The organism is Bradyrhizobium sp. 170 (genome assembly GCF_023101085.1).
Lineage (GTDB): Bacteria > Pseudomonadota > Alphaproteobacteria > Rhizobiales > Xanthobacteraceae > Bradyrhizobium.
Genome location: NZ_CP064703.1, coordinates 5,926,491 through 5,949,299, shown reverse-complemented (window position 1 = coordinate 5,949,299; position 22,809 = coordinate 5,926,491). Strand labels below are relative to the sequence as shown.

Below are 22,809 nucleotides of genomic sequence, written 5' to 3'. Positions count from 1 at the left end.
TTTCTAGGGGTAGAGCGGAAGTCGTCGGTACGTGCCTAAACCGACGCGAATGACCCAAAGTGGAAGTCGTCCAAAGATCAGACGTCTTTTCAGGACGCACGAGATCGTGTACTCTTTGAATAGCTGTCGTCGCAGGCGGGAAATGCCGAATTCCCTCGCGGGACTGAACGGACAGCAGTCGTGCCATCGGCAAGCATTGCACTCGAATCACCGACTTCCTTTTTCGCCGGTCCTTCAGCATTAGCATTCCAACGCGGGTGCGCGTAAGCGCGCCCGGATGCCATTTGAATCCTGAAAGCGCGGGCCCCAGAGCGGTGCCTGCGAGGGAGGAGATCTCCATGGCTGACCACCCCACCATTTCGACTGAATCTGACCTGGCATCGTCGACCCTGCCGACCACCGCGGTCACTCGCCGCTCGCTGCTCGGCGGTGCCGGCATCGCAGTTGGCGCCGCCGTGCTTGCGTCTCCGCCGAGCATGTCCGGAATCGCCCCGGCCGCGGCGCAGCCTGTGAACGCGGACCCGCGACCGCTCGACGCGGCGTTCAAGCGCCGCGCCTTCGAAGTCCGGCAAGCCTGCGCGAGCAATAACGAGAAAATTCCCATCGCACCCCACCCGACGAATGGCGACGAGGCGCGCTACACCAACAAGATCGGTTCGGATTCACGGGGGCTGCCGCACGACAAACGCGGCGAAGTGGAACAAGCGGCATGGCAGGCGCTCTATACCGCTTGCCAGTCGGGCGACCCCGCTGATTTCGAGAAAGTCCCACTCGGCGGCATTCGCAAACTGGTCAATCCCGTAGGCACACAAGCCGTCAGTCTCAGCGGCATGAACCCTACTCAGATTGCGATACCGTCGGCACCGGCCCTTGCAAGTACTGAGCGCGGCGGCGAGGCGGTCGAGGTATATTGGCAATCCCTGCTTCGTGATGTTCCGCTTACCGAGTTGCGCGACGACACCTCCAATCGCGACGTGCTTGCAGCAACCGAGGAACTCAACAAGCTTGCCGATTTCCGGGGGCCGAAGTCTGGTGGGCGGGTCACACCCGGTACGCTGTTCCGTGCCAATGCGCTTTATTTCGACCCAACTGACCCGAAGGGCCGCTCCGTCACGCCTCCAGGCGTTTTGGACGGCCCGCTGATCTCGCAATTCCTGCTCCGGGACGTGCCCTATGCCGCACAGTGGATCAGTGCTCAAATTCGCACCACGTTGCCCGCCAACGAATTCCTGACCGAATACGAGGAGTGGCTGGCGATCCAGAACGGCGCCGTACCGAAACGCCGGTTGCAGTTCGACGCGACACCGCGCTACATCACGACGGGAAGAGATCTCGCGGAGTATATCCACGCTGGTCCTGCACTTGGGTGGGCTGCAGCACTGATCCTTGCAACCCCAGGCGGTGGAGCGGATCAACGGTACTCCGGGATGTATCCACCGGCAGAGCCCGTGTCCTACCCATCGAACCCGTATCGGAAATCGAAAACCCAAAGCCCTGCGGGTGCCACCTTCGGGTTGCCCTATGTGCAGGCACTACTCGCCACGGGGATCAGTAACTCCGTCCGCGCGGCCTACTGGCAGAAGTATATGGTGCACCGGGCTGTACGACCAGAAGCCTACGGCGCTCTGGCGCACCATCGCCTCGCCAATGGCGTGAGCGACTACCCGTTGCATGATAACTTCCTGAAATCGGAAGCCCTCGATCGCAGTAAAGCCAAATACGGCAGCTATCTTTTGTCACAAACCTATCCGGAGGCCGCGCCCCTTCACTCCACCTATCCCGGCGGTGCCACGAGCGTTGGTGCCGTCACGGCTACCATTTTGAAGGCGTTTTTCGACGAGAGCCGCGTCATCGCCAACCCGATACAGCCCGATCCGGCTGACCCGACGAGGCTAGTGCCCTATAGCGGCCCGCCGCTCACGGTCGGCGGAGAGTTGAACAAGCTCGCGGTGAATTTCGGTTTCGGACGAAATTGGGCGGGCATCCACTGGCGTTCCGACGCTTCGGCCTCAATGGCGATCGGCGAGGAAGTGGCTATTGGCATGCTGCGGGACGAGCGCACCACCCTCCGCGAACCCTTCGACGGCTTCTCCTTGACGCGCTTCGACGGCAGCCGCGTGACGATCTGACAGCAGTCGGGCGACGCCCCTGCCGTGGGGCGCCGGCCCGGTCCTGTGCAGAGTAGCGGAAGCGTTTATGCCCGACAGCCTATTGGTGGAAGCTGAGCGCGGCGCCTACTCAATCAACGAGGACCCAAGCCGGGGACGATCCTCGTTTGATCATCTTATGATGCGCGTTGGGTTGACCTGACCCGTCAACCGCAAACTTCCAATGACCGGAGCAGCCCACCAAATTCTTGCTTACCATCAATCTCAAAGACAGCGAAATTGCTCGGTATCGAGATTCCGGCATCCTTTCTCGCCCGTGCGGACGAGGTGATCGAGTAGGCACAGTCCACTTCCGGAATTGGCACCTTTGAGACATGCCGACGGACACTGAAAATGTCTGCTTATCGGGCTAAATCGGAAGTGGTCGCCGCACGGTCGAAATGACGCGTTTGACCCGGAGCAGACATCCTGCACACACGAACGAATGTCAGCCATTAGCAATGAGGCGTTCACAGTGGTACTCACTTCTGCTGGCCTCTCAAGGCTTCCAGAAGTGCTTCGGCCAAGAAGGGCTTGATCAGGAGAGAGACATCTTGCGCAGAAATCGAGAGTGTCGTTTGCGATCTGGTATCGCCGGTCATCACGACGGCCGGTACGTTCCGACCGAGTGCGGCACGCAGGTGCCTAATGGTCTCTACACCATCCGGCGAGCCACGAAGGTTGTAGTCACACAGCAGCACATCCGGGCGCAGGTCCTGCTCTTTGACCAGAGTCAAAGCTTCCGCCGCCGTTGCAACAATGGTGGCGTCAACCCCTCTCGTCTTAAACAATCTCCCGAGCGCCGAGCGCACGGACGCCTCGTCCTCGATCGCGAGAACGCTGCCTAGGAAGAAGGCATCATTATGCACCGGCGGGGCTGCTTCCGGCACCTTGATACCGGATCGACCGCGCGGAACTTCGATGAAAAACCGTGTACCCTTCCCAGAGATTGAGCGCACGCCGACGCTGTGATCCAGGATTTTTCCGAGCCGCTTCACGATCGCAAGGCCCAACCCAAAGCCGCCCCGCTCCGCGCCGCCGGTCCCCTGATAATACTCATGGAAGATGTGCGGGAGCTGGCCTTCGGCAATACCGATGCCACTGTCCCAGACTTCAATGCGAACATTGTCGCCGGCTCGCCGGCATCCAAGCAGAATTCGTCCCCTGTCAGTGTATCGGACCGCATTCGACAACAGGTTGCGGATCATCTCCGCGAGCATGCGCCTGTCGCTGCGGATGATGAGCTCGGAACGGACGATGCGCAGCCGGATCCCTCTTTCCTGCACAGGCGCGGCGAAGTCTCCAGCGAGCGGCCCAAAGATGTCGTTTAGCGAAAACTCGCTCACGGATGGACACAGGTCTCCGGATTCCAGCCTGTTCACGTCGAGCAGGCTCGATAGGATACTGGTCATGGTGTCGAGCGACTGCCCGATTCCGGCGACAAGTTTGCGTGCCTCGCCGCTTGGGTGGTGCGGCTCAAGCGCTGCCTGCAGGAGTTGCAGGGTCTGCAACGGCTGTCGCAAGTCATGGCTTGCGGCGGCAAGAAAGCTCGATTTGGCGCGATCGGCCAATTCTGCTGATTTCCACGCGAGCGAAAGCTCCTTCTCAAAACGTTTGCGCTCGGTAACATCCGTAGTGAGCCCATTGATGCGCGTAGGCTTTCCGGTTGAATCGAACTGGACGATCGCTATCTGATCCAGCCAGACTTCACCACCATCCGGCCGCTGGCAGCGGAACGCGATCGAATGCGAGGGCTGGTCCGGACGAGCACCGCCGAGGCAGGATGCCACCAGCGGGTGATCTTCAGGATAAATATGTTTCAGCCATTCAGTCCCGCGGAGAACCTGCGAGTTGAGACCGAGGATCTCAATTGCATTTTGGCTGAACCGTATTTCGTCGGCGGACAAATCCCAATCGAAAGCCATAACGCTGCCGGCCCGCAGCGCCTCCTGTAATCGGGACTCCCTCTGCAGAATGGCTGTTTCATGAAGCCTCCGCTCGCTAAACAGGGCCGCAAGAACCAGAGCACCTAGTGAGGTCGCCAGGATGGTAGCTTGGGCTCCCAGCACACGCTCTTCGATTGACAGGCGCAAGTCCCCGAAAATGCCGATTGCGAAGATTGTCGTCCAGACAATCGTAATCGCACAGATGAACGCGGCAATCGCGGTGAACGCTGGACGAAGGCGAGATGCGGTCCACAGCAGAAGTGGCCAGAGCGCGGCAATCGCAAGCTCCGCGGTCCAGGCCGCATTGGGCAAGAAAGCCAGCAACGCGCATACGAAGGACACCACAGCAAGCGCTAAAATGCCCTCCACGATCTCGCCCCGCGGCGGGAAGTTGCGCGCCAACGACGCCAGCCCAATCGCGAGGGGCGCCACCGCAATGATCCCGATCGCGTCAGATGAGAGCCAGTGAAGCCAGATCACCAGCGGGGACGCCGCTGACCCGTGAAACAGTACAAAGCCTACCGTACCCACAATGCCGGAGAGGCTCGTTCCAACAACGGTCGCGGCAAATAGTGCCAATACCCTTCGCAGTTCGCTCAACTCGAATGGGGAGCCACAAAAGCGGTGGATCAGGCCTGCGACGATGACGGCCTCACCCGCGTTCGCGCCAGCAGAGAACACCGAGCTCCCGAGGTTGCGATCGCCCAGCAAATTGGCTGCGATCGTTGCAGCTACCACCCCGACGACGACAGGCCACCGAGCAGCAGAACCAAAGGCGATCAAAATCCCCGAAGCTACTCCTGCGGCGGGCCAGAATACGGCAACACCATCGACCGGCTCCAGCAATGCAAGGCTCAGCCGCGCGGTACCAAAATAGGCCACTGCCACTACGACAGCCAAAACAAAGCCTGCCTCGCTTGCGAGCGGCTGGCGAGCCGAAATGACCGTCTGTTTTGCAACAGTGCCCAGTGGCCCCTCCACTCGTCAGGTCCGAAATCCCTGAAAAGCCTTGCGCCGTCGCCGCGGCATCGTCGATGCGGAGGCTCTAGCGACTATAAGCCCGCATTTCCGCTCAAGCCATCATGTTGCGGTGCATTAGTCTCCTTCTGGCACTTTGAGATCTGCCGACGGCCACTGGGAATGTCTGTTTATCGGGGTAGACCAGAAGTCATCCCCGAGTCATCAAAGCGTCGTTTTTGACCCCAACTCGGACATCCGAAGTCGCGATTGCAATCGCTCCGCGTCTCCCAGTTGTTCGGTCCGCTCTTGAAGCGATGAAGGCACGGCGAGTGCCGGTTGGAATCGCCGGGATCCCTACGGGGCTAGAGGGCGATCGGACACTGAACCTTGAGACAAGATGGTCTTGGTGCCGGCATGAACTTGGCCGGCATTCGGTTTACCCAAGACCTTGTAGTGCCGGAGATACTCCTGCGCCATCCGCCTGGTCGTAAACCTTTTCTCGAAATGCCTGCGCACCTGCCGTCGATCGAGTTCGGAAAGTCTTCCGATTGCTTCCACTGCTTCCGCTTCCCCCGGCACGACAAAGCCAGTTATGCCGTCATCGATTACCTCCGGTACTGAGCCGGACTTGAAGGCAATGACGGGCGTGCCGCAGGCCATGGCCTCGATCATGACGAGACCGAACGGTTCTGGCCAATCGATAGGAAACAGCAACGCCGCCGCGCTCGCCAGAAACTGCCGTTTCGTTTTATCATTGACCTCTCCGGTGAGCTGGACTTGCTCCCCGTCGATCTGCGGCTCGAGCTTTTCCTTGAAATAGCCTCGCTCGCCCCGCGGTACCTTTGCGGCGACGCGAAGCGGCATTTTGGCGGCGCGCGCGATCCGGATGGCGGCTTCCGGTCCTTTCTCCGCCGTCAACCGGCCCAGGAAGGCGAGGTAGGAGCCGGCCTCGAATGAAGGGCGGAACAGGTCGGGCGGCAGTCCATGATAAACCGTGCCCAGCCAGTTTGCCTCACTCAGGGGGAGGCGCTGATTATCCGATATCGAAACAAAAGGCGCATCGGGAAAGCGGCCGACCATCTCAGGAAAGCCCGGCATGTCCATGCGTTGATGGCAGGTTGTCAAAAAAGGTACGCCAAGCCGACTCAGGAGCGGCAGGTGCAGCCAATCGATATGCATGTGAATGACATCGAAGTCGATCGCGTGCCGGGCAACCGCTTCCAGCAGCGCTGCCTGGGCAACCATCGGGTCCGTCCGTGGGCGGCCGAGGCGGAGAGCCCGAGGCCAGACAGCATGGAGCTGGGCGGAGGTCTTCGAATCCCCGCTGGCGAACAGCGTCACCTCATGCCCCAAACTTACCAGTTCATCGACCAGCCACGCCACCACACGCTCGGTGCCGCCGTAAAGCTTGGGAGGAACGCTTTCGGCCAGAGGCGCTACCTGGGCAATTCGCATCGGCTTTCCACCATCGAGGTATCCGGGGCTCTCGAACCCAAACCGGTTAGACCACCGGCCGTTCGTATTTGGACAGCAGGTCGAGCCAATCCTCTAATAGCCGGCTCATCAGAAAGTTCTGCCGCACGCTTTCTTTGGCCCGCGAACCGATCTGCTCTCGGAGCCCGGGATCCTTCAAGAGCTGGACCATTCTCGCGGCCGCCTGATCGGGCGAATTCACAAGAAACCCGTTCCATTCGTCCTTGATCTGGTGCCGGATGCCTCCCACGTCGCCGCCGATGACGGCGGCGCCTTTCCACATCGCCTCGGTCACCGTGAGACCAAAACCTTCGCGGGTCGACTTCTGCAGGACGACCGCGGCCGCCCGCTGCAGCGCGTTCACGAGCGTTGGATCATCGGCTGCAAGAATAATCATGCCGTCGTCGGCAGCGCCCTTGATCTGCTCAAGTATTACCCCGCCCTCCGGATCGTCGGAGGCATTGTTGCCGAGGAGCACGAGCGTACAGTCGACCTGCTCTCTCGCTTTTCGGAAGGCCTCAATCACGCCCATCGGATCTTTCCATCGATCGAATCTGGAAATCTGCGTCACCAATGGACGATCGGTTGGAATTTTGTAGTTGCGCAGGAATTCACGTATCTCCCGGTCGGACAGTTCGCGGTTCTTCGCAGAGAACGGATCGATTGCCGGGGTGACGAAGTGTTGGCCAACCTGCAGATCCTGGCCGTATTCGGGGAGCGAGAAGATAGCTGCGCTATATTGCTCGATGAACTGGCGCAGATACGTCCATACCGGAGCGTATGGCGAAGAAAGATCAATATGGCATTGCCAGAGCCAAGGCATCTCCAGATCGGGAAAATGTGTGATCAGCGGCAGAGGCTGGGGATCGTGCACGATGATCGCGTCGCAATCGTCAAGATGAAGCCGCGTGGCGTTTTCGAATACGACCTGTTCGTAGATCGTCTTTTCAGCGTCGGAAAAATCCACGCTCTCGCCTTGCAGCGTGTTGTGAAACTTCTTCGTGCAGCCAAAGAATCCCGGCGTTCCCTGAATCAAATGCCAGTCGGTTTCGATTCCCGTCGCGTTCATCATTAGGGTCAGCGGCGTGAGTAGTTCGGTGACGCCTCCGCCATAGAACGTCGAACTGATATGGGCGACGCGCATCGTGCGAACCCGATCGGCTTTCAGCGCTATGCGTTCGAGTGTCGCAGCGCCAATCAGCGGCTCGTACTGTTCAAGCGTATGAAGCCCGAGGGTGGATCGTTGAACGGCGGAGCTAAGCATAGACATTGAAGGGGTGCCTCATGGTTGTCGCACTGCGGCAATGCGGCCAACGTCAGCCTTTACAAGTTCCGCAAACTTGCAACGGCACAGTCAAGTTGATCAGCGCCCCTCTCCCGGACGCTTCTTCCACTTTTTCCCATTGGCAATAAGTCCGAAAGCGCCAAGAAGTTGCTCCGGCTGGACGGCCGAGAATTTGAACAAGATGAACGCTTGTTCATCTTGATCGAAGCCGTGCCACCGCGATCCCGAATTCGACGGCGAGAATGAGCAGGCCGAGAGAGGATTTCCCGCGCCGCTCGACGGGCAAGTTCTCTACGTTCTGCGGGCTGCCCTGAACGTTTGTTTCAGTCGATCCCGAGTCGCCGAGCGACGCCCCGACATGTTCCAACGTGCGGTATCTATTGCCATTGAACCTCGGACGCTCGGGTAAAAACGGGAAACTTCCGAAGACAACGTGAGTTGCTGTCAAATCGGACGTGCCGACTTCCGGCATCCGGCTTTCCGACTGGATTCGCTGCACGGCACGTCAGTGGGCCAAGATGCACGCGGCGAAGCCGCAACACGCCGAGGGTTCCCGGTGGTCACACTTGTTGGAGTTGGAGGATGGTCGATGAAGTTCTTCGAAAGGCGGTCGACACGGCTTGGACCGTTTATTTGGCGACGCATCGCGACGTCGATGTTGCGGACGGTCGACGATGCCTACTGGAGCGCCATTTGCAAGGGAGGTTGGAAGCCAGCCAAAGCGAGACTGAAGAACTTACGTGTTCTGGACTCGCCTATCTTGACCGGCTTCCTGAGGACGAATGATAAAGCGGATAGAATTACTGCTCGGACAGATAGCAGCAGGAAGCGCGAGACCGGATTGGACGTTGCTCGCCCTTTCGTCGCTGCTTTCAGCGACACTGGTCTTGGCGATGCAATCCATTAGTAGGTGAGCCTTCGCTCGCGAGTTGCCGTATGAATTAGGCAGCTCACCGGGTTCATCGTCTCGCGCGATTGGACAGAAGAACATGCGCCAACGTTTCGAAGAGCTCTTCTCAGCGCAGCGGATGGCGCGAGCGTACCGGCCGGTCGTGCAAGCGTGTGAGTGAGGATCGTCCCCTGCGGGGAAATCCGCCCCCCCCCGGGCAGACCGTTTGAATGCATTGGCTAGTTATCTGCGCCCGACCAGAACACCGATCAAGAACGCTATAGTGACTGCGTGTAGGGGCGCTTCTTGAGTCCAACGCGCCAAGCGGTCGAAAGGCGCACCTGGGTGCCGGCCTGCTTCGACGGCGTCGGCGACGGACTGAGTGGTTTCCTTGACCGTCTGGGTGGCCGCCTGAACGGCCTCCTTGGCCTGGTCGAGCTTGTTTGGGCCATCGATATCTTCGCCGATCATCTGAGTTCTCCACGGCAACGCGGGAGATCGACGCCTGGAACCGAGAATCGTTCCCAGACGCCTGTTCGCACAGCACTGCAGGTGAGAAGATTTGAAAGGCCGTCGATATCTGCGCTTTGGCACTAAGCCACGGCCCAGCGCCTTGGCTTCGTGCCACGGACGTACATCACAGTCGGCTCCAGCGATAAGTCAGCGGTAGCCTGCCGCTTTCAGCAATCCTCTTAGTTGCCGAAGAAGCCGAAGCCACCGCTTCGCCGGGGCTCATCGCCACCAAATGCCATGATGGGCGCTTCCTGATGTTCACCTTGCTCTATCGGTTGCTGGCGTTTAATTCTTTCTGCCTGCCGCTTTGCTTTGCGTTCTGCGTACCGCTTGCGACGCTCCCGTTGTTCCGCTTCAGCCTTCCTGGTGTCGACCTTTTCGACTTGCCTTTCGACTGGCGCCTGGGCTCCTTTCACCGGCTGTGGCGGCGGCGGCAGTGGCGGTTCTGGCGCAGTGGCAATCTGTTGCGATGGCCGCGGCGGCTGCGCTGCGTCTGCCGTGGAGGGCAGGATGACTCGGGCTGGCGGTGGCGGTTCCGCGGAAGCGCGATTTGGATATTCGGTCGGCTCCTTCAAGGCTGATGTGGCCATCATGAGCCCGCCGACAAAGCCTCCGCCGAGGATGATGAAAGTGGTTCCCACTCCTGCGAGGAAAATGCCTGCGTTGGATGCCATGACAGTGTCTCCAGTAATGCAGACGAACGCTGGAATCTCGCCATATGTTCCGTGCGGGAAAACTTGGTAACGGCGTTTCTTCAGGTGTCCGCGTTTGCGCTGCTCGCCGGAATGACGGTCGGCATTCGACCTAACGACCGATTACCGAGTGATGCACTTCCGCGCATGGCACCTTTGAGACATGCCGACGGACACTGAAAATGTCTGCTTATCGGGCTAGATCGGAAGTGGTCGCCGCACGGAAATGACGCGAATGACCCACAGCAGACATTGCTTCCGCGACGCACGGGAATACTACCGTTCCGGTTTCGACTTCCACTCAACCGCCAGCTTCTGCGCTTCGGCGATCTGTGCCGGGGTCATCTGCTGCGCGACGCGATTTCGATTGCTGATCGCATCTTGGTCACTTCGCGCAGCCGCCAAACTGAGCCACATGTATGCTTGAATATTGTCTTGCGGCACGCCTAGTCCCGTAGCGTAACAGAGGCCAAGATATACCTGCGCTCCAATATGACCTTGGTCTGCAGCGCGGCGAAACCACTTCGCAGCCTCGATCCGGTTCTCGGACACGGCCACGCCCGCGAAATGCAGGACCCCGACGTTGAACTGCGCACCATCGTTACCGCGCTCGGCGGCAAGGTGATACCACTTCAATGCTTCAGCTTTGTTCTGAGGCACCCCATTGCCGTTGTCGTACAAGGTCCCCAGGTTGTACTGGGCGAAGGTATGGCCTTGATCGGCTGCGAGGCGCCACCACTTTGCAGCCCTAGCGTAATTTTTCGGCACACCTTGGCCGCCGTCGTACATGAACCCGAGTGCGTACTGCGCCTCGGCATTGCCTTGGTCGGCCAGCGGACGCCAGAGCCGTAGCGCGGTTGCGTAGTCGCGTCTGCTATGCGCCGCCTGCGCATCCTCAAACGGCCCCGCAACAGCGCCTCCCGCCATCGACAGCGGCGAAGCGAGCGCGAGAAGGACCAGGAGGATTCGGACGATCGGCATGGGAAACCTCAATTGGCCGCCGTCGCGACGATGGCGGCTTGTTTGTCGCGGGCCGCCCGCGAAAGGTTCACCGCCGACGGCCTCTTGCGGACACAAACGAACGACCATTGCGCATTAGCCCGGATCCGTGCCTTTGCAAGCATGTCGCCTATTGGCACCTTTGAGACATGGCGACCGGCCCTGACGATGTCCGTTTCCAGGAGAAGACCGGAAGTAGTGGCCGACGACGAAAATGACGCGATTGACCCATTTCGGACCTTGGGCGTAGCCGGACATCGACCCACAATCGTGCTATATAACCATTCGATTTCCCCAGTACGGGGGACCATCTTGAGCAGCGAGCACCTAGAGCGACGACTAGCAGCTATTCTGGCGGCGGATGTCGCAGGCTCTTGCCGCTTAATAGGGATAGACGAAGAAGGCACGCTGGCGCGACTGAAAGCGCTTAGAAGGACGCTTTTCGATCCCAAAATCGCTGAGCATCACGGTCGTGTCGTCAAGAATACCGGGGACGGCGCTATCGCTGAGTTCGCCAGCGTGGTCGACGCGGTCCGATGTGCCGACGAAATTCAACGCGGCATGGCCGAACAAAATATCGACGTGCCGCAGGACAAGCAGATCGAACTCCGCATCGGCATTCACGTCGGTGATATCATTATCGAAGAAAACGATATCTTTGGTGACGGGGTCAATATTGCAGTGCGTCTCGAAGGGATTGCAGAGCCGGGCGGCATCAGCATCTCGGACGACGCTCGTCGGCAAATTCGTGGCAAGGTAGATGTAACGTTTGAGGATTTGGGTTCGCAATCCTTGAAGAATATCGCCGAACCGATGCGGGTCTGGCGCGTCCCATACGGTCGCGCCGTGCCAGCCGTGCCGACCCGCCTGCGTGTTGATGACGCCCTTGCGCTGCCCGATAAACCCTCCATTGCTGTTCTGCCATTCACCAACCTGAGCTCCGATCCGGAGCAGGAATATTTCGCGGACGGAATGGTCGATGACATCATCACGGCGCTGTCTCATTTCAAGGCGCTGTTCGTCATCGCCCGCAACTCGAGCTTCACCTACAAGGGGCGCGCCGTCGACGTGAAGCAGGTCGGACGCGAGCTCGGGGTGCGCTACGTGTTGGAAGGTAGCGTTCGCAAAGCGGCAAATCGAGTCCGCATCACAGGACAGCTTGTCGATACATCTTTGGGCAGAACGGTTTGATGGTGGGCTCAGCGACGTCTTCGATCTGCAGGACCAGGTGACTGAGAGCGTTGTCGGGGCGATCGCGCCAGCGGTGGAAAAAGCCGAGATCGAGCGTGCCAAGCGTAAGCCGACCGAAAGTCTCGACGCCTATGCCCTCTATTTGCGCGGTTTGGCCAGGCTTTATCAGTTTGCTGGTCGGCAAGCGAACGACGAGGCATTGCGCCTGTTCTACCGCGCAATCGATCTCGACCCGGATTTTGCGTCCGCCTATGGTCATGCCACCCATTGCTACGTCGGGGCCAAGATCAATGGCTGGATTTCAGACGAAGCGAACGAGACTGCCGAAGTGAAGAGGCTCGTCCAACGGGCGGTTGAGTTGGGCAAGGATGACGCGATCGCGCTCGCCACCAGCGGGCATGCTTTTGTGTATGTTGTTCGCGATCTCGAGGCAGGCGCCGCCTTGATCGATCGCGCGCTTGTGCTCAATTCCAATTTGGCCGAGGCATGGGCTTGGGGCGGCTGGGTAAAAAACTGGCTCGGCGAGCCGGAAGCCGCGATCGAGCGCTTCGCGCGTGCCATGCGCCTGAGCCCACTCGATCCGTGGGTAACAAGAATGCGAGGCGGGACCGCGTATGCACATTTCTTCCTGGGCCGCTATGACGAAGCTGTGTCATGGGCGGCAATGGCATTGCAGGACAGTCCGGACTATCAACCTGGTTTACGCATCGCCGCCGTTAGCAATGCAATGGCCGGACGGCCGGAGCAAGCACACACGGCAATGGCTCGGCTGCGGCAACTCAATCCCGCGCTACGTATTTCCAATCTCAAAGACGTGCTCCCCCCTATTCGGCGTGCCGAAGACCTCTCGCGATACGAGGAAGGATTGCGGCAAGCCGGGCTGCCCGAATGACCATCGCAGAAAGATGCTCTCCCGTTGGGACGAGATGATCGCATAAGCGCGACTTCCGTTGTTGGCCCCTTTACGACATGCGAATAAGCTCCGAAATGGTACGCTTATAGCGCCAGCTCGGAAGTGATCGCCAGACCGCCAAAGCGACACTTTTGACCCAACTCAGACATCAGCCCTCAGGCACCCCGGCCAACCGCATGCTCTCAATGGCGTGGTCGCTCCAGGCAAGGAAGGTCGGATTGTCGCTCCGTGCATATGTGGCATCACTAAAGCGACGAATGGTGAAGCTTGGATCGAGCGCAAGTCCCGCTTGCACCGCGGCCCGCGCTTCGTCCAGCTCCCCGAGCCGCACCAGCACAGCCGCGAGAAGGAAATGCGCGGCGGAATAATTTCGAAGGCCCCGGCGCAGCCAGACGACTGCTTCGGCATCGGCACCGAGCTGCGCCTTGGCGAGGCCGACCCATGCCATCCATCGATCGGCAAGGGTGTCGCGAGGAGAAAGGCGGAATGCCTCGTTGATGTGAGATTCGGTCTCTGCGCCTCGACCAAGTAAAAACTTGGCGAAGCCGATGAGAGCGTGAGCGCCGGCCAAATTGCGATCCAGCGCCAGCGCCCGCTCGCATTGAGCGATGCCTTGAGCCACGCGTTTCGTAAATATTTGCACGAAGCCCAGATACACGTGTGCAAAAGCGTGGTTCGGCGCGAGCGATAGCGCTTTGGTTAAAGTCGCCTCGGCCGAGGTGAACCGCGCTGAATAATCGTCGGTCATAAGGGCACCTCCGAGTACGGCATCGACCCGCGCCAAACCGACCATGACCTCGACATTTCCTGGATCGAGCGCCATGGCCTGCTCGAAAAAGCCGCGCGCTTGTACCATGTAATCGGGGGTCAGCCCCTTGTTAAACCAAGCCCTACCTCGGAACACCAAGTCCATCGCGTTTGGATGCGGTGAACGCTCCGCTCGCCGTGCCTCGGCGGCAACGAGTTCGGCATCTAATGAGTTGGCGAGCCTCGATACGATTTCGTCCTGCATGTCAAAGAGGTCGGCAACGGGCTTGTCAAAACGCTCCGCCCAGAGGTGGTTGCCGGTTTCGGCATCGACCAGTTGCACGTTGACCCGAAGGAGGTTGCCACCACGTTGCACCGATCCTTCGAGCACGTAGCGGACGTTCAACTCACGTCCGAGCCTCACTACGTTGACCGCCTTACCTTTGAAGGTGAACGCGGTGTTGCGCGCAATCACGAACGCGCCATTGATCCGCGACAAGTCGGTGGTCAGGCTCTCGGTCACGCCATCGACGAAGTAGTCTTGCTCAGGATTGCCTCCGATGTTTGCGAACGGCAAAACAACGATGGACAACCGGGGAGTTGATGATGGCAGCGAAGCAGCTCGGTCGGCTTTCGCGTTCAGGTCAACGGCATAGGCCCGCACCGGGTCGTCGATGTTCTTGAGGTTCTGCTCACCCAGATCGGCGAACTCAACGCCGACCTTGCCTCGGACTTGATCGTAGGCAGCAGACGAGATGCAGATGCCACCCGGTTCTGCGATGCTTTCAAGCCGCGCAGCAATGTTAACTCCGTCGCCGAAGATGTCGTGGGGTTCAACGATTACGTCACCGATATTGACGCCCACGCGGAATACAATGCGTCTCTCTTCCACATCACCGGTTGTAAGCTCGCTAACACGCGCCTGGAACTGCACCGCAGCTCGGATGGCTTCGACCGCGCTCGGAAACTCCGCCAAGAACCCGTCGCCGGTGTTCTTCACGACACGGCCGCCGTGTTCGGCAATTGCCGGGGCGACGGCGTCGGTTAGGAGCGCGGCCAGTTTGGCATGGGTCGCCTCTTCGTCATTGTGCATCAACCGCGAGTAGCCAGCTACGTCTGCGGCCAATATCGCCGACAACCTCCGCTCGACCCGGACTGGCCGCTCCTGCACCATGGCCCACGATCCAACCTAGATGCGATTATACGACAGATCAGATGGGATGCCCACTAAGGCTGATGTCGCATATTGGCACCTTTGAGACATGCCGACGGGACACTGAAAATGTCTGCTTATCGGGCTAGATCGGAAGTGGTCGCCGCACGGTCGAAATGACGCGTTTGACCCAAACAAGACTTTCGGCGCCGCGTTCATCCTTCAGAGCAGCCCGTGTGTTCCGCGGAATGTCGAGCGCCGATGGTTGCCGCGCGGCTGGCGCCTCGTCGAGTGCGCCATCCGCACCTGCGAAGAAACGAGCCTTAAGCCTTCAGGTCCGTGATCCTCATAATTGCGACCACGTTCCCATCATTGAACGCCTGCTCTTTTGTGTCCTTGTTGCAGGTCCAGACAAAGTTCTTCTTGGCCGTAAAGGTCTTTCCCTCCTGCTCGAGCCGAAGCTCGCCCTCGGGGATATGGCAGATCATGGCATTCATCATCGGGGGACCCATAGTCTTCGATCCCGGCTGCATAATAACATCGCGCATTGAGACAGTCTTGAAACCGGGGATGATGGATGGTGTCTCGGCATCGTAAGCGCGCACCACGACACCTGGCCACGGCGTCGTATCCTTGTAGCCCGTGGTTTGAGCGGCGGCTGGCTTTATCATGGCCGCCGAAGCCGCTGCCAACCCGATTCCCAATGCTGACCTTCGATCGATCTTATTCATCGCTTTTCTCCTGAGGTTACAGCAACGAGCCGCCGCAGAAGCGGCGCGTGCATTTCAAGGAATGTGAATGGTCGTGCGAACCGCAAAAAAGCGTCGGTCTGTTAAGAGAGCGTGCCTGCCGATGGCATCAGTACTGCTCGTTCGCCCCGGACGGCGATTTCGGCTGTCCCGTTTCAAGGGCAACTAGATTATACACGACCTGACGCGCCTGAGAAACAGCATCCAAAATGCACTATGTCTCAACCTGGTTAGAGCCTGCGACTGAAGACCGGACTCGGCGTCGGCAGCTTCACTCCGGCCAACGGATATAGCAAGTCAGCGTGACTGACCCGCCCCGCGGCTCGGTCGGCGGTAGGTAAGCGGCCACGACCCGATCGACGACCCGTCCGGAGGCGACGACTGTAAGCTCCCAGGATGTCCGGAGTTGGCACCTTTGAGACATGCCCGCATATCCTGAGAATGTCCGTTCACCGGGGTAGACCGGAAGTCGCCATGGTCCGGCCAAACCGACGCGAATGACCCTGGCTGTGTAAAAACGCGAAAAGTCGAAACGCGACTAGAATGACATTCTTCAGTTCGTTTTCTAAGTTGAATGCGCTTGCGAATTGAAGGCCGAAAGCGGTCTTGGACGAATAACTTCTTCTATTGCGATTGAGCGTCTTCGCGTTTTCACACAGCCAAGATCCGGAGCGGACCTACCAGCCCAGCTATTCAGACAAGCTTCAAGGCCGCCCTTCAGCCTAAACCGTTGACTTAGTCCTGATTATTGATTTTTCCCGCAGGTTGAGTTTGGATGCCGGGCAGGCATCATCGGTTTAATGAGGTAGTGAGCTGTTTGCTTTACGCTATTTCTCTAATCTCAGCGGATTAAAGAAGTGCCACAATGAGTTTCTTGATCAGCGCAGGCGGAGTCTTCACGGGTTTTGCCGGGCTACTTTGGTTGCTGGCAACTAGGGTCGAGCCGCTGTTGAGAGAGGAAATTAAGATTGGGTATGTGAACTGGTTGAAGAAGACTAATTTTGATAAGCCTTTTCGAGATTGGTCCTTCAGCTTTACATACTTGTATGATGTTGCTTTTAGAATTGGGAGGCCACCGTACGGCTCTAGCTTTCCGAGCATGGCGAGAGTTGCCGTGTTCGGCACAGCTTGTTTGATCATAGCTTTTATCGTCTCCGGCAACGGCTACAATTTCTATCAAGTCATGGGAAAGCTGTTTGCCGATGACGCCCTCGCGCGATACCCAGCGTTTAAGCGTACGGTCGTCGTAGATCTTCTCATCATGTTTGCAATGGTGGCAACGCTTGCCTATGCAGGTATTTACGCATCCGTTCTTAAGACGCGAATTATCCTTGAAAGATTCAACGAAGGCGCTGGCATTTCAAAGCGAATTGGACTTTCGATTGTAGATGTCTTGTTGTCTTTTTTCATAGCCGCGGTGATCTTTCAGATCGTAAATATATTCGTTGAAACCGAAGCTTTATCTCTCAGCCAATTTGTGACGATGGAGTATATCAACGTTCCAGAAGTCCCTAAAGCCGCCTCGGTGGTGAGAAGGATTTCCGAGTTGCACGCCCTGTTTCTTGAACCGCTGTCGTTCGCGCTCGTTGTTCCGATCTCGTGGACGGCAATGTTCTTTTTTGGCGCAGTCAGCGCAAAAGTTCTGATACACCTCGAAACCTTTCGAAAAACTGCCGTCCGCCTTATCGACTTCGATAAGTATCCTCTCCAAGGAACGGCGGTTTGCCTTCTCACGATTTTCGCAGCCGCATTTTGGATACCCGCGGGAGCTTACGCTTTATTTGGCCAGTAATGTCCCAGTGCCGTCGGACTGAGTTGGAGCGTTTTTCGTGAAGATAGAAGTCCACCACGCTGCGTCAGACGGGGCTCCTGTGAAGCAGCTTCGGGAAGTGATGGGCTTCCGCTATTGGCCCCTTTGCGACGTGCCGGGGCGCTGATGATATTTGCTAATTGGGGTGGACCGGACTTCACCATCAGGTAGTCGAACCGACGCGATTGACCCGGAAGGGGGGCCAGCTTGTTCGGTCCGGCGAGCTGGTCCTAACCATTGATAGGCCGTTGCACGGCGTCGGTTGGCGACACGAGTTAGCTCGTTGGAGGTATATTAAACGCCGACCCAAGCATCGTATGCTCGAAATGAAGCTCTTGCGGAAAGTGGAGCGGCAATCCCCTAGTTTAAGATCGTTGGGCTGGCGGAAGTACCCAGCTTTGGCGATCCGAGCGGAGCCCCGGCGCGTCGCAGCGTCGGGGCTTTTTCCACTCAAGCCATGGTTTAAGGCATCCTCGCCTAGTCTGGAGCCCCCTAGAGCTGACCAAGGGAGCACGGCGCACCTGACAACCTTTGAGCAGCTGCCGGTTTGATGGACACCGAGTTTAGGTGTTTCATGAAGCCGGAGGTGGGTCATGCGGAGACGACGGTTCACTCGAGAGTTCAAGATCGAGGCAGTCAAGCTGGTCAGGGAACGCGGGGTATCGGTGGCGCAAGCCGGCCGGGACCTGGACGTTCATGAGAATGTGCTGCGCAAATGGGTCAAGGAGTTCGGCTCCGATCCCGTTCAGGCCTTCCCCGGCCAGGACAGCTGAAGCCTGAGCAGCAAGAGATCGAGCGTCTGCGGCGCGAGGTCAACAAGCTGAAGGCGGAGCGGGATATCCTAAAAAAGGCCGCGGCCTTCTTCGCGAAGGAAGCGACATGAAGTTCGTCTTCATCGCGAAGCACCGGACCATCTGGCCGGTGGCATGGCTATGCGATGCATTGGGCGTGTCCCGGTCGGGCTTCCATGCCTGGCTGAACCGATCGCCCAGTGCCAGATCCCGCAGTGACGAAGCGGTTGGCCAGCGGGTGAAGGCCAGCTTCGTTGCCAGCGATCGGACCTACGGGGCACGGAGTGTCTGGCGCGACCTGCTCGCCGAAGGTGTCAACTGCGGCCTGCATCGGATCGAACGGTTGATGCGCTTGCAGGCTTTGCGGGCACGGCCACGCCGCCGGTGTCTGCCGAAGGACGAAGGCGATCGGCAGATTGCGGTCATGGGTTTCTCGAAGGGCGCCCAACCCGCGCTTTAAGCTGCTCACCCCACGTTCAAAGGTGGATAAAGAAACGGCTCCAGTCGGTGGGACTAGAGCCGTTACCTTACAAAGAGCGCTTCCGACGAGGGGGGCTTTGGGGGCGGTCGGAAGCGTTGTCATTCTGCACAGCGCTTTTCGCTGTCGTCAATGTCACGCATTCTTCGAAGCGAAAAGTCAGATGATTGCGCTACCATAAATGGGCCCGTCAAACACCGGACTATCCCTCAGGTGCGACGCTTGCGGGCGATGGGTTCGCTGTGCCGTCAACAGGCCGCGTACACAGCATGGACAAATGGAAGCTCCTCGCGGAAGCAGAATACCGGGAACACCTAGCCGATCTTGAGCTGTCTTCCTATTTCCGGGAATGCAATGCCGTTAGCTCGAATGAGATAGCGCAGCCTAAAGCAATCACAAGCACGAATGACACTCGACGCCTGTGCTGAGCAAGGCGAGCATTCGAGCACTCGGGTAGTGGAGCGGTTCGTCCGCGCGCGCCGACGTTCTCACTGGCGATGTTTGATGCCAAGTCAACGTTGACGCCAAGTCAACGGCGGCGGCATGGATACTGAGACTTACGAGCGGCTCAAAAGGCGACTCGCCGCCGAGCATCAGACGAATCGCGAGGCCTTATACCGACGCTAAATCTGCCTACGTGGAAAGTGTGATGCGGAAGGCAAGCAATGTCGGTTGTTGGCACCTTTGAGACATGCCCGCCTATCCTGAGCATGTCCGTTCATCGGGCTAGACCGGAAATCGCCGTGGTCCGGCCAAACCGACGCGAATGACCCAACTGAGACATTGGCCGGGTAGCATCGGATTGACCGCCTAATAGAACGCGACGCCGATGCGTGCGCCAAACGACGACGCACGAATGGATGTTCTTTTCCGCGATAATAAACAGCGAGAACCGATCGGGGATGTTGGCCGATGATGCAACGCCGGCAATGAGCGTCATTTGATCCACGGCGGCTATGAACCCATGTTTGCGCGCAATCTGAAGCTTCAATAAATCAAGATCGGAGAAGTTGAGCGAATTTCAGCTCCGGCTGAACCGTCATGCGAACAGCCCAAATGTCGCTTCGGCCAAAAGCTTTGGTTATCCATACCGTGAAATTTGAGTGCGCCCGCCTCCAGACTGCACGTGCAAGCAAGACACAATAATTCATATTTTATCAAACAATATCCGCGACTTTGCAGAGATTGGCGTCAGCGTCCTGCCGCTGCTCGGGGGTCTGGAATGTGGACGTATCTGAGCTCCTATTTCTCAAAGCTGTTCGCCGGTGATCTGGCAGCCTTTGGTGGCCCGCCGAGGGAGGAGGTGGTCGCAGGCTTCATTCGTGCCGAGCAGATCGCTCTCGTGCTGCGCCATGCGCCCAGCATGATGGTGGCCAATGCCTGCAATGCGACAGTGCTTGCACTGGCCCTGTGGACAGGTGCCGCCGCCGGCTGCCTATTTCGAGCCGATCAACTGGCACCGAACCGCTTTCCATAAGCTCGGTCATTGGACCGGCCAGGCATCCCGCCTCAACCGCGAACACTCCGGTTCGTTCGGCTCAAAATCATACGCGCGCGAAGAACTGGTCGCCGAAATGGCGGGTGCCTTCGTTTGTGCCTCGCTCGGTATCGTGCCGACCGTGCGGCACGCTGACTACATCGGTTCCTGGCTGGAGGTGCTGCGCGAGAACAATCGCGCCGTCGTCCGTGCGGCGAGCGGCATCGAAGGCCGCCGATTTCCTGCTCGGATTTCTGCCGCCCGCGATCGATTCCGTCGTTGGGGGCAGGGAGGAAACTGCATGACGGATCTGCGCGCCGTGCCCGTATCAGTCCTCAGTTGGTGCTGCGCGTCAGAGAGTGAGAGAGGCGCGCCAGCTTGTCTGTGACGGGTAGGAGGTCGGGAGAGAGTCTTTCGGCCGCCCGTCGTGGAGAATCCGACATGGCAAGCGTTCAGAAAATCAAACTCAGTCCCTCCCGGGATATTCCCTTCAATAAGCTGGTGCTGAGCCAGTCCAACGTCCGCCGCGTGAAGGCCGGCGTCTCGATCGAGCAAATGGCAGAAAGCATCGCTCAGCGCACGCTGCTACAAAGCCTGAGCGTTCGTGCGGTGGTCGATGCCGACGGCCAGGAGACCGGTATGTTCGAGGTGCCCGCCGGCGGACGCCGCTACCGCGCGCTCGAACTGCTGGTCAAGCAGAAGCGTATGGCGAAGACGCAACCTGTCCCCTGCGTTATCCGGGATGGCGGCATCGCCGAGGACGATTCCCTCGCCGAAAATGACGAGCGGGTCGGACTGCATCCACTCGATCAGTTCCGCGCGTTCAAGCTGCTACATGACGGCGGTATGAGCGAAGAGGATATCGCCGCGCGGCACTTCGTCTCGCCAGCGATCGTCAAGCAGCGCCTTCGTCTGGCGTCAGTCTCGCCGAAGTTGCACGACGTCTATGCCGACGATGGTATGACACTCGAACAGTTGATGGCCTTCTCGGTCACGGCCGACCAGGCGCGTCAGGAGCAGGTCTGGGACAACGTCAACAGATCCGGCAACGACGAGCCATATCAGATCCGGAGGATGCTGACGGAGAACACCGTGCGCGTTTCCGACCGTCGCGCCCAGTTCATCGGACTACGTGCCTACGAGCAGGCCGGCGGCGCCGTGATGCGGGATCTGTTCGCGCACGACGATGGCGGATGGTTGCAGGATGTGCCGCTGCTTGATCGTCTCGTCACGGAAAAGCTCAAGGTCGAGGCCGAAACGATCGCCAAGGAAGGCTGGAAATGGATTTCGGTCGCCGTAGATTTTCCCTACGGTCACACCAGGGGCCTGCGAGCAATCGAGGGCAAACCTGTCGATCTCTCCCCTGAGGAGCAGGCCACCATCGATGCCCTCAACGCCGAGCAGGCCAAGCTTGAATCCGAGTACCAGGATGCCGACGAATTGCCCGACGAGGTCGATCAGCGTCTCGGCGAAATCGAGTCGGCACTGACTGCGTTCGAAGACCGACCGGTGCTTTACGATCCGGCCGAGATTGCCCGAGCTGGCGCCTTCATCTGCATCGATTCCGAGGGACGCCTTTCCATGGATCGGGGTTACGTCCGGCCAGAGGACGAGGTGCCGGCAACCGAGCCCGTCGGCGGGCAGGGTGCCGATCCGTTGTCGACCGACGGGCAGGAGCCTGTTGCCTCCGTCCAGCGCACGGTGATCGCGGTCGCAGGTAGCGCCGCTGATGCCGAAGAAGATGATGAAGACGCGGCCAAACCTCTGCCGGATCGGCTCATCACCGAGCTGACGGCGCATCGTACGCTGGCATTGCGGGATGCGCTGGCAGAAAATCCTGCGATCGCGTTCCAGGCAGTGTTGCACAACTTCGTGCTGACGGCCTTTTACCGGTTCGCGGCATCCGGCAGTTGTCTCGAGATCGGACTACACACGCCTACCTTTCCCGCGCAAGCCCCTGGGCTGAGGGAAAGCGCCTCCGCGAAGGCCGTCGAGGCGCGACACGAGTCATGGAAAGCGCGATTGCCGAAGTGCGAGAAAGATCTGTGGGATGCGCTCACAGCCCTCGATGGCGGTGCGCAGGCGTCCCTGTTCGCTCACTGTGCGTCATTTGCGGCCAACGCCCTCTTTGAGCCGGCCAACCGCTACAATCAGGGTCGCGTCTCTGCTGATGGCGTCCGCACGCGACTCGACCAGGCCGACGTGCTGGCCCGCGCCGTGGGCCTCGACATGGTCCAGGCTGGCTGGAGACCGACCGTCGACAACTATCTCGGCCGGGTCACCAAGCCCCGCATTCTGGAGGCAGTTCGGGAGGCAAGAGGCGAGTCTTCCGCGCAACTGATCGACCACCTGAAGAAGGCCGACATGGCCAAGGAAGCCGAGCGCCTTCTCGATGGTTCGGGCTGGTTGCCGGAGCCGATACGTCTGCTCGACTCCACCGCGTCGCCAGCGGAAGCGGCGGGCGAAGCGGGCACATTGCCCGATTTCCTTGCCGACGAGGAGGAAGGGGACAACGCCGGCGACGATGATCCGCAACAGCTCGACGCGGCCGAGTGACATCACAGAGCGGGATGGCTGCGGCTGTCCCGGAGTGTTG

13 protein-coding genes and 4 pseudogenes are annotated in these 22,809 nt (G+C 59.1%); 8 read left to right on the top strand and 9 right to left on the bottom strand.

Annotated elements, in window-relative coordinates; genetic code table 11:
• Positions 1–338: 338 nt before the first annotated feature.
• Positions 339–2,129, top strand: a complete 1,791-nt coding sequence (locus IVB05_RS27675) for a vanadium-dependent haloperoxidase (RefSeq protein ID WP_247779123.1) — start codon at positions 339–341, stop codon at positions 2,127–2,129.
• A 500-nt stretch (positions 2,130–2,629) separates the two neighbouring features.
• On the opposite strand, the gene IVB05_RS27670 is transcribed toward IVB05_RS27675, so the two are convergent.
• From IVB05_RS27670 to IVB05_RS27655, 4 genes are all read right to left on the bottom strand, one after another.
• Positions 2,630–5,074, bottom strand: a complete 2,445-nt coding sequence (locus tag IVB05_RS27670) for an MASE1 domain-containing protein (RefSeq protein ID WP_247779122.1) — start codon at positions 5,072–5,074, stop codon at positions 2,630–2,632.
• Between the two features lie 333 nt (positions 5,075–5,407).
• Positions 5,408–6,508, bottom strand: coding sequence for a glycosyltransferase family 4 protein (locus tag IVB05_RS27665; RefSeq protein ID WP_247779121.1), 1,101 nt, complete (start codon positions 6,506–6,508; stop codon positions 5,408–5,410).
• Positions 6,509–6,554: 46 nt separating this feature from the next.
• Positions 6,555–7,790: a glycosyltransferase gene (locus IVB05_RS27660; protein ID WP_247779120.1), complete on the bottom strand. Its 1,236-nt coding sequence runs from the start codon at positions 7,788–7,790 to the stop codon at positions 6,555–6,557.
• Positions 7,791–8,004: 214 nt separating this feature from the next.
• A complete protein-coding gene (locus IVB05_RS27655) occupies positions 8,005–8,283 on the bottom strand; it encodes a hypothetical protein (RefSeq protein WP_247779119.1) in 279 nt (92 codons plus the stop codon).
• Positions 8,284–8,393: 110 nt separating this feature from the next.
• On the opposite strand from IVB05_RS27655, the gene IVB05_RS27650 reads away from it, so the two are divergent.
• Positions 8,394–8,597 carry a hypothetical protein gene (locus IVB05_RS27650; RefSeq protein WP_247779118.1) on the top strand — a complete coding sequence of 68 codons (204 nt, stop codon included), beginning with the start codon at positions 8,394–8,396 and terminating at the stop codon, positions 8,595–8,597.
• A 346-nt stretch (positions 8,598–8,943) separates the two neighbouring features.
• On the opposite strand, the gene IVB05_RS27645 is transcribed toward IVB05_RS27650, so the two are convergent.
• From IVB05_RS27645 to IVB05_RS27635, 3 genes are all read right to left on the bottom strand, one after another.
• Positions 8,944–9,171 (bottom strand): hypothetical protein, encoded by a 228-nt coding sequence (locus IVB05_RS27645; protein WP_247779117.1) that lies wholly within the window; start codon positions 9,169–9,171, stop codon positions 8,944–8,946.
• A 221-nt stretch (positions 9,172–9,392) separates the two neighbouring features.
• Positions 9,393–9,887 (bottom strand): hypothetical protein, encoded by a 495-nt coding sequence (locus IVB05_RS27640; protein ID WP_247779116.1) that lies wholly within the window; start codon positions 9,885–9,887, stop codon positions 9,393–9,395.
• A gap of 294 nt (positions 9,888–10,181) precedes the next feature.
• The gene (locus IVB05_RS27635) at positions 10,182–10,886 is read right to left on the bottom strand and encodes a sel1 repeat family protein (RefSeq protein WP_247779115.1); all 705 of its coding nucleotides are present in this window, start codon (positions 10,884–10,886) and stop codon (positions 10,182–10,184) included.
• Between the two features lie 369 nt (positions 10,887–11,255).
• Here IVB05_RS27635 and IVB05_RS27630 point away from each other — a divergent pair.
• Positions 11,256–12,987 (top strand): annotated as a pseudogene (locus tag IVB05_RS27630) (adenylate/guanylate cyclase domain-containing protein).
• 169 nt (positions 12,988–13,156) lie between these two features.
• Here the strand turns inward: IVB05_RS27630 and IVB05_RS27625 are convergent.
• A complete protein-coding gene (locus tag IVB05_RS27625; protein ID WP_247779114.1) occupies positions 13,157–14,929 on the bottom strand; it encodes an adenylate/guanylate cyclase domain-containing protein in 1,773 nt (590 codons plus the stop codon).
• Positions 14,930–15,231: 302 nt separating this feature from the next.
• Positions 15,232–15,639 (bottom strand): hypothetical protein, encoded by a 408-nt coding sequence (locus IVB05_RS27620; RefSeq protein ID WP_247779113.1) that lies wholly within the window; start codon positions 15,637–15,639, stop codon positions 15,232–15,234.
• A gap of 883 nt (positions 15,640–16,522) precedes the next feature.
• Here IVB05_RS27620 and IVB05_RS27615 point away from each other — a divergent pair.
• The 5 genes and pseudogenes from IVB05_RS27615 to IVB05_RS27590 all read left to right on the top strand — a co-directional run bounded on the left by IVB05_RS27615 (position 16,523) and on the right by IVB05_RS27590 (position 22,769).
• Complete coding sequence (locus tag IVB05_RS27615) at positions 16,523–17,449, top strand: hypothetical protein (protein WP_247779112.1); 927 nt, start codon at positions 16,523–16,525, stop codon at positions 17,447–17,449.
• A 611-nt stretch (positions 17,450–18,060) separates the two neighbouring features.
• Positions 18,061–18,670 (top strand): annotated as a pseudogene (locus IVB05_RS27610) (IS3 family transposase); the annotation flags it as partial.
• A gap of 1,288 nt (positions 18,671–19,958) precedes the next feature.
• Positions 19,959–20,150, top strand: a pseudogene (locus tag IVB05_RS27600) (hypothetical protein); the annotation flags it as partial.
• A 1-nt stretch (position 20,151) separates the two neighbouring features.
• A pseudogene (locus IVB05_RS27595) lies at positions 20,152–20,518 on the top strand (zincin-like metallopeptidase domain-containing protein); the annotation flags it as partial.
• Positions 20,519–20,654: 136 nt separating this feature from the next.
• Positions 20,655–22,769, top strand: a complete 2,115-nt coding sequence (locus tag IVB05_RS27590) for a ParB/RepB/Spo0J family partition protein (protein ID WP_247779111.1) — start codon at positions 20,655–20,657, stop codon at positions 22,767–22,769.
• Positions 22,770–22,809: the final 40 nt, after the last annotated feature.

What these genes read in the sequence shown, in the direction of transcription:
- IVB05_RS27645 (WP_247779117.1), bottom strand. Translation starts at nt 9,171, where the DNA reads ATGATCGGCGAAGATATCGATGGCCCAAACAAGCTCGACCAGGCCAAG.
- IVB05_RS27675 (WP_247779123.1), top strand. Translation starts at nt 339, where the DNA reads ATGGCTGACCACCCCACCATTTCGACTGAATCTGACCTGGCATCGTCG.
- IVB05_RS27635 (WP_247779115.1), bottom strand. Translation starts at nt 10,886, where the DNA reads ATGCCGATCGTCCGAATCCTCCTGGTCCTTCTCGCGCTCGCTTCGCCG.
- IVB05_RS27590 (WP_247779111.1), top strand. Translation starts at nt 20,655, where the DNA reads ATGGCAAGCGTTCAGAAAATCAAACTCAGTCCCTCCCGGGATATTCCC.
- IVB05_RS27665 (WP_247779121.1), bottom strand. Translation starts at nt 6,508, where the DNA reads ATGCGAATTGCCCAGGTAGCGCCTCTGGCCGAAAGCGTTCCTCCCAAG.
- IVB05_RS27650 (WP_247779118.1), top strand. Translation starts at nt 8,394, where the DNA reads ATGGTCGATGAAGTTCTTCGAAAGGCGGTCGACACGGCTTGGACCGTT.
- IVB05_RS27655 (WP_247779119.1), bottom strand. Translation starts at nt 8,283, where the DNA reads ATGCCGGAAGTCGGCACGTCCGATTTGACAGCAACTCACGTTGTCTTC.
- IVB05_RS27620 (WP_247779113.1), bottom strand. Translation starts at nt 15,639, where the DNA reads ATGAATAAGATCGATCGAAGGTCAGCATTGGGAATCGGGTTGGCAGCG.
- IVB05_RS27660 (WP_247779120.1), bottom strand. Translation starts at nt 7,790, where the DNA reads ATGCTTAGCTCCGCCGTTCAACGATCCACCCTCGGGCTTCATACGCTT.
- IVB05_RS27640 (WP_247779116.1), bottom strand. Translation starts at nt 9,887, where the DNA reads ATGGCATCCAACGCAGGCATTTTCCTCGCAGGAGTGGGAACCACTTTC.
- IVB05_RS27625 (WP_247779114.1), bottom strand. Translation starts at nt 14,929, where the DNA reads ATGGTGCAGGAGCGGCCAGTCCGGGTCGAGCGGAGGTTGTCGGCGATA.
- IVB05_RS27615 (WP_247779112.1), top strand. Translation starts at nt 16,523, where the DNA reads ATGAGTTTCTTGATCAGCGCAGGCGGAGTCTTCACGGGTTTTGCCGGG.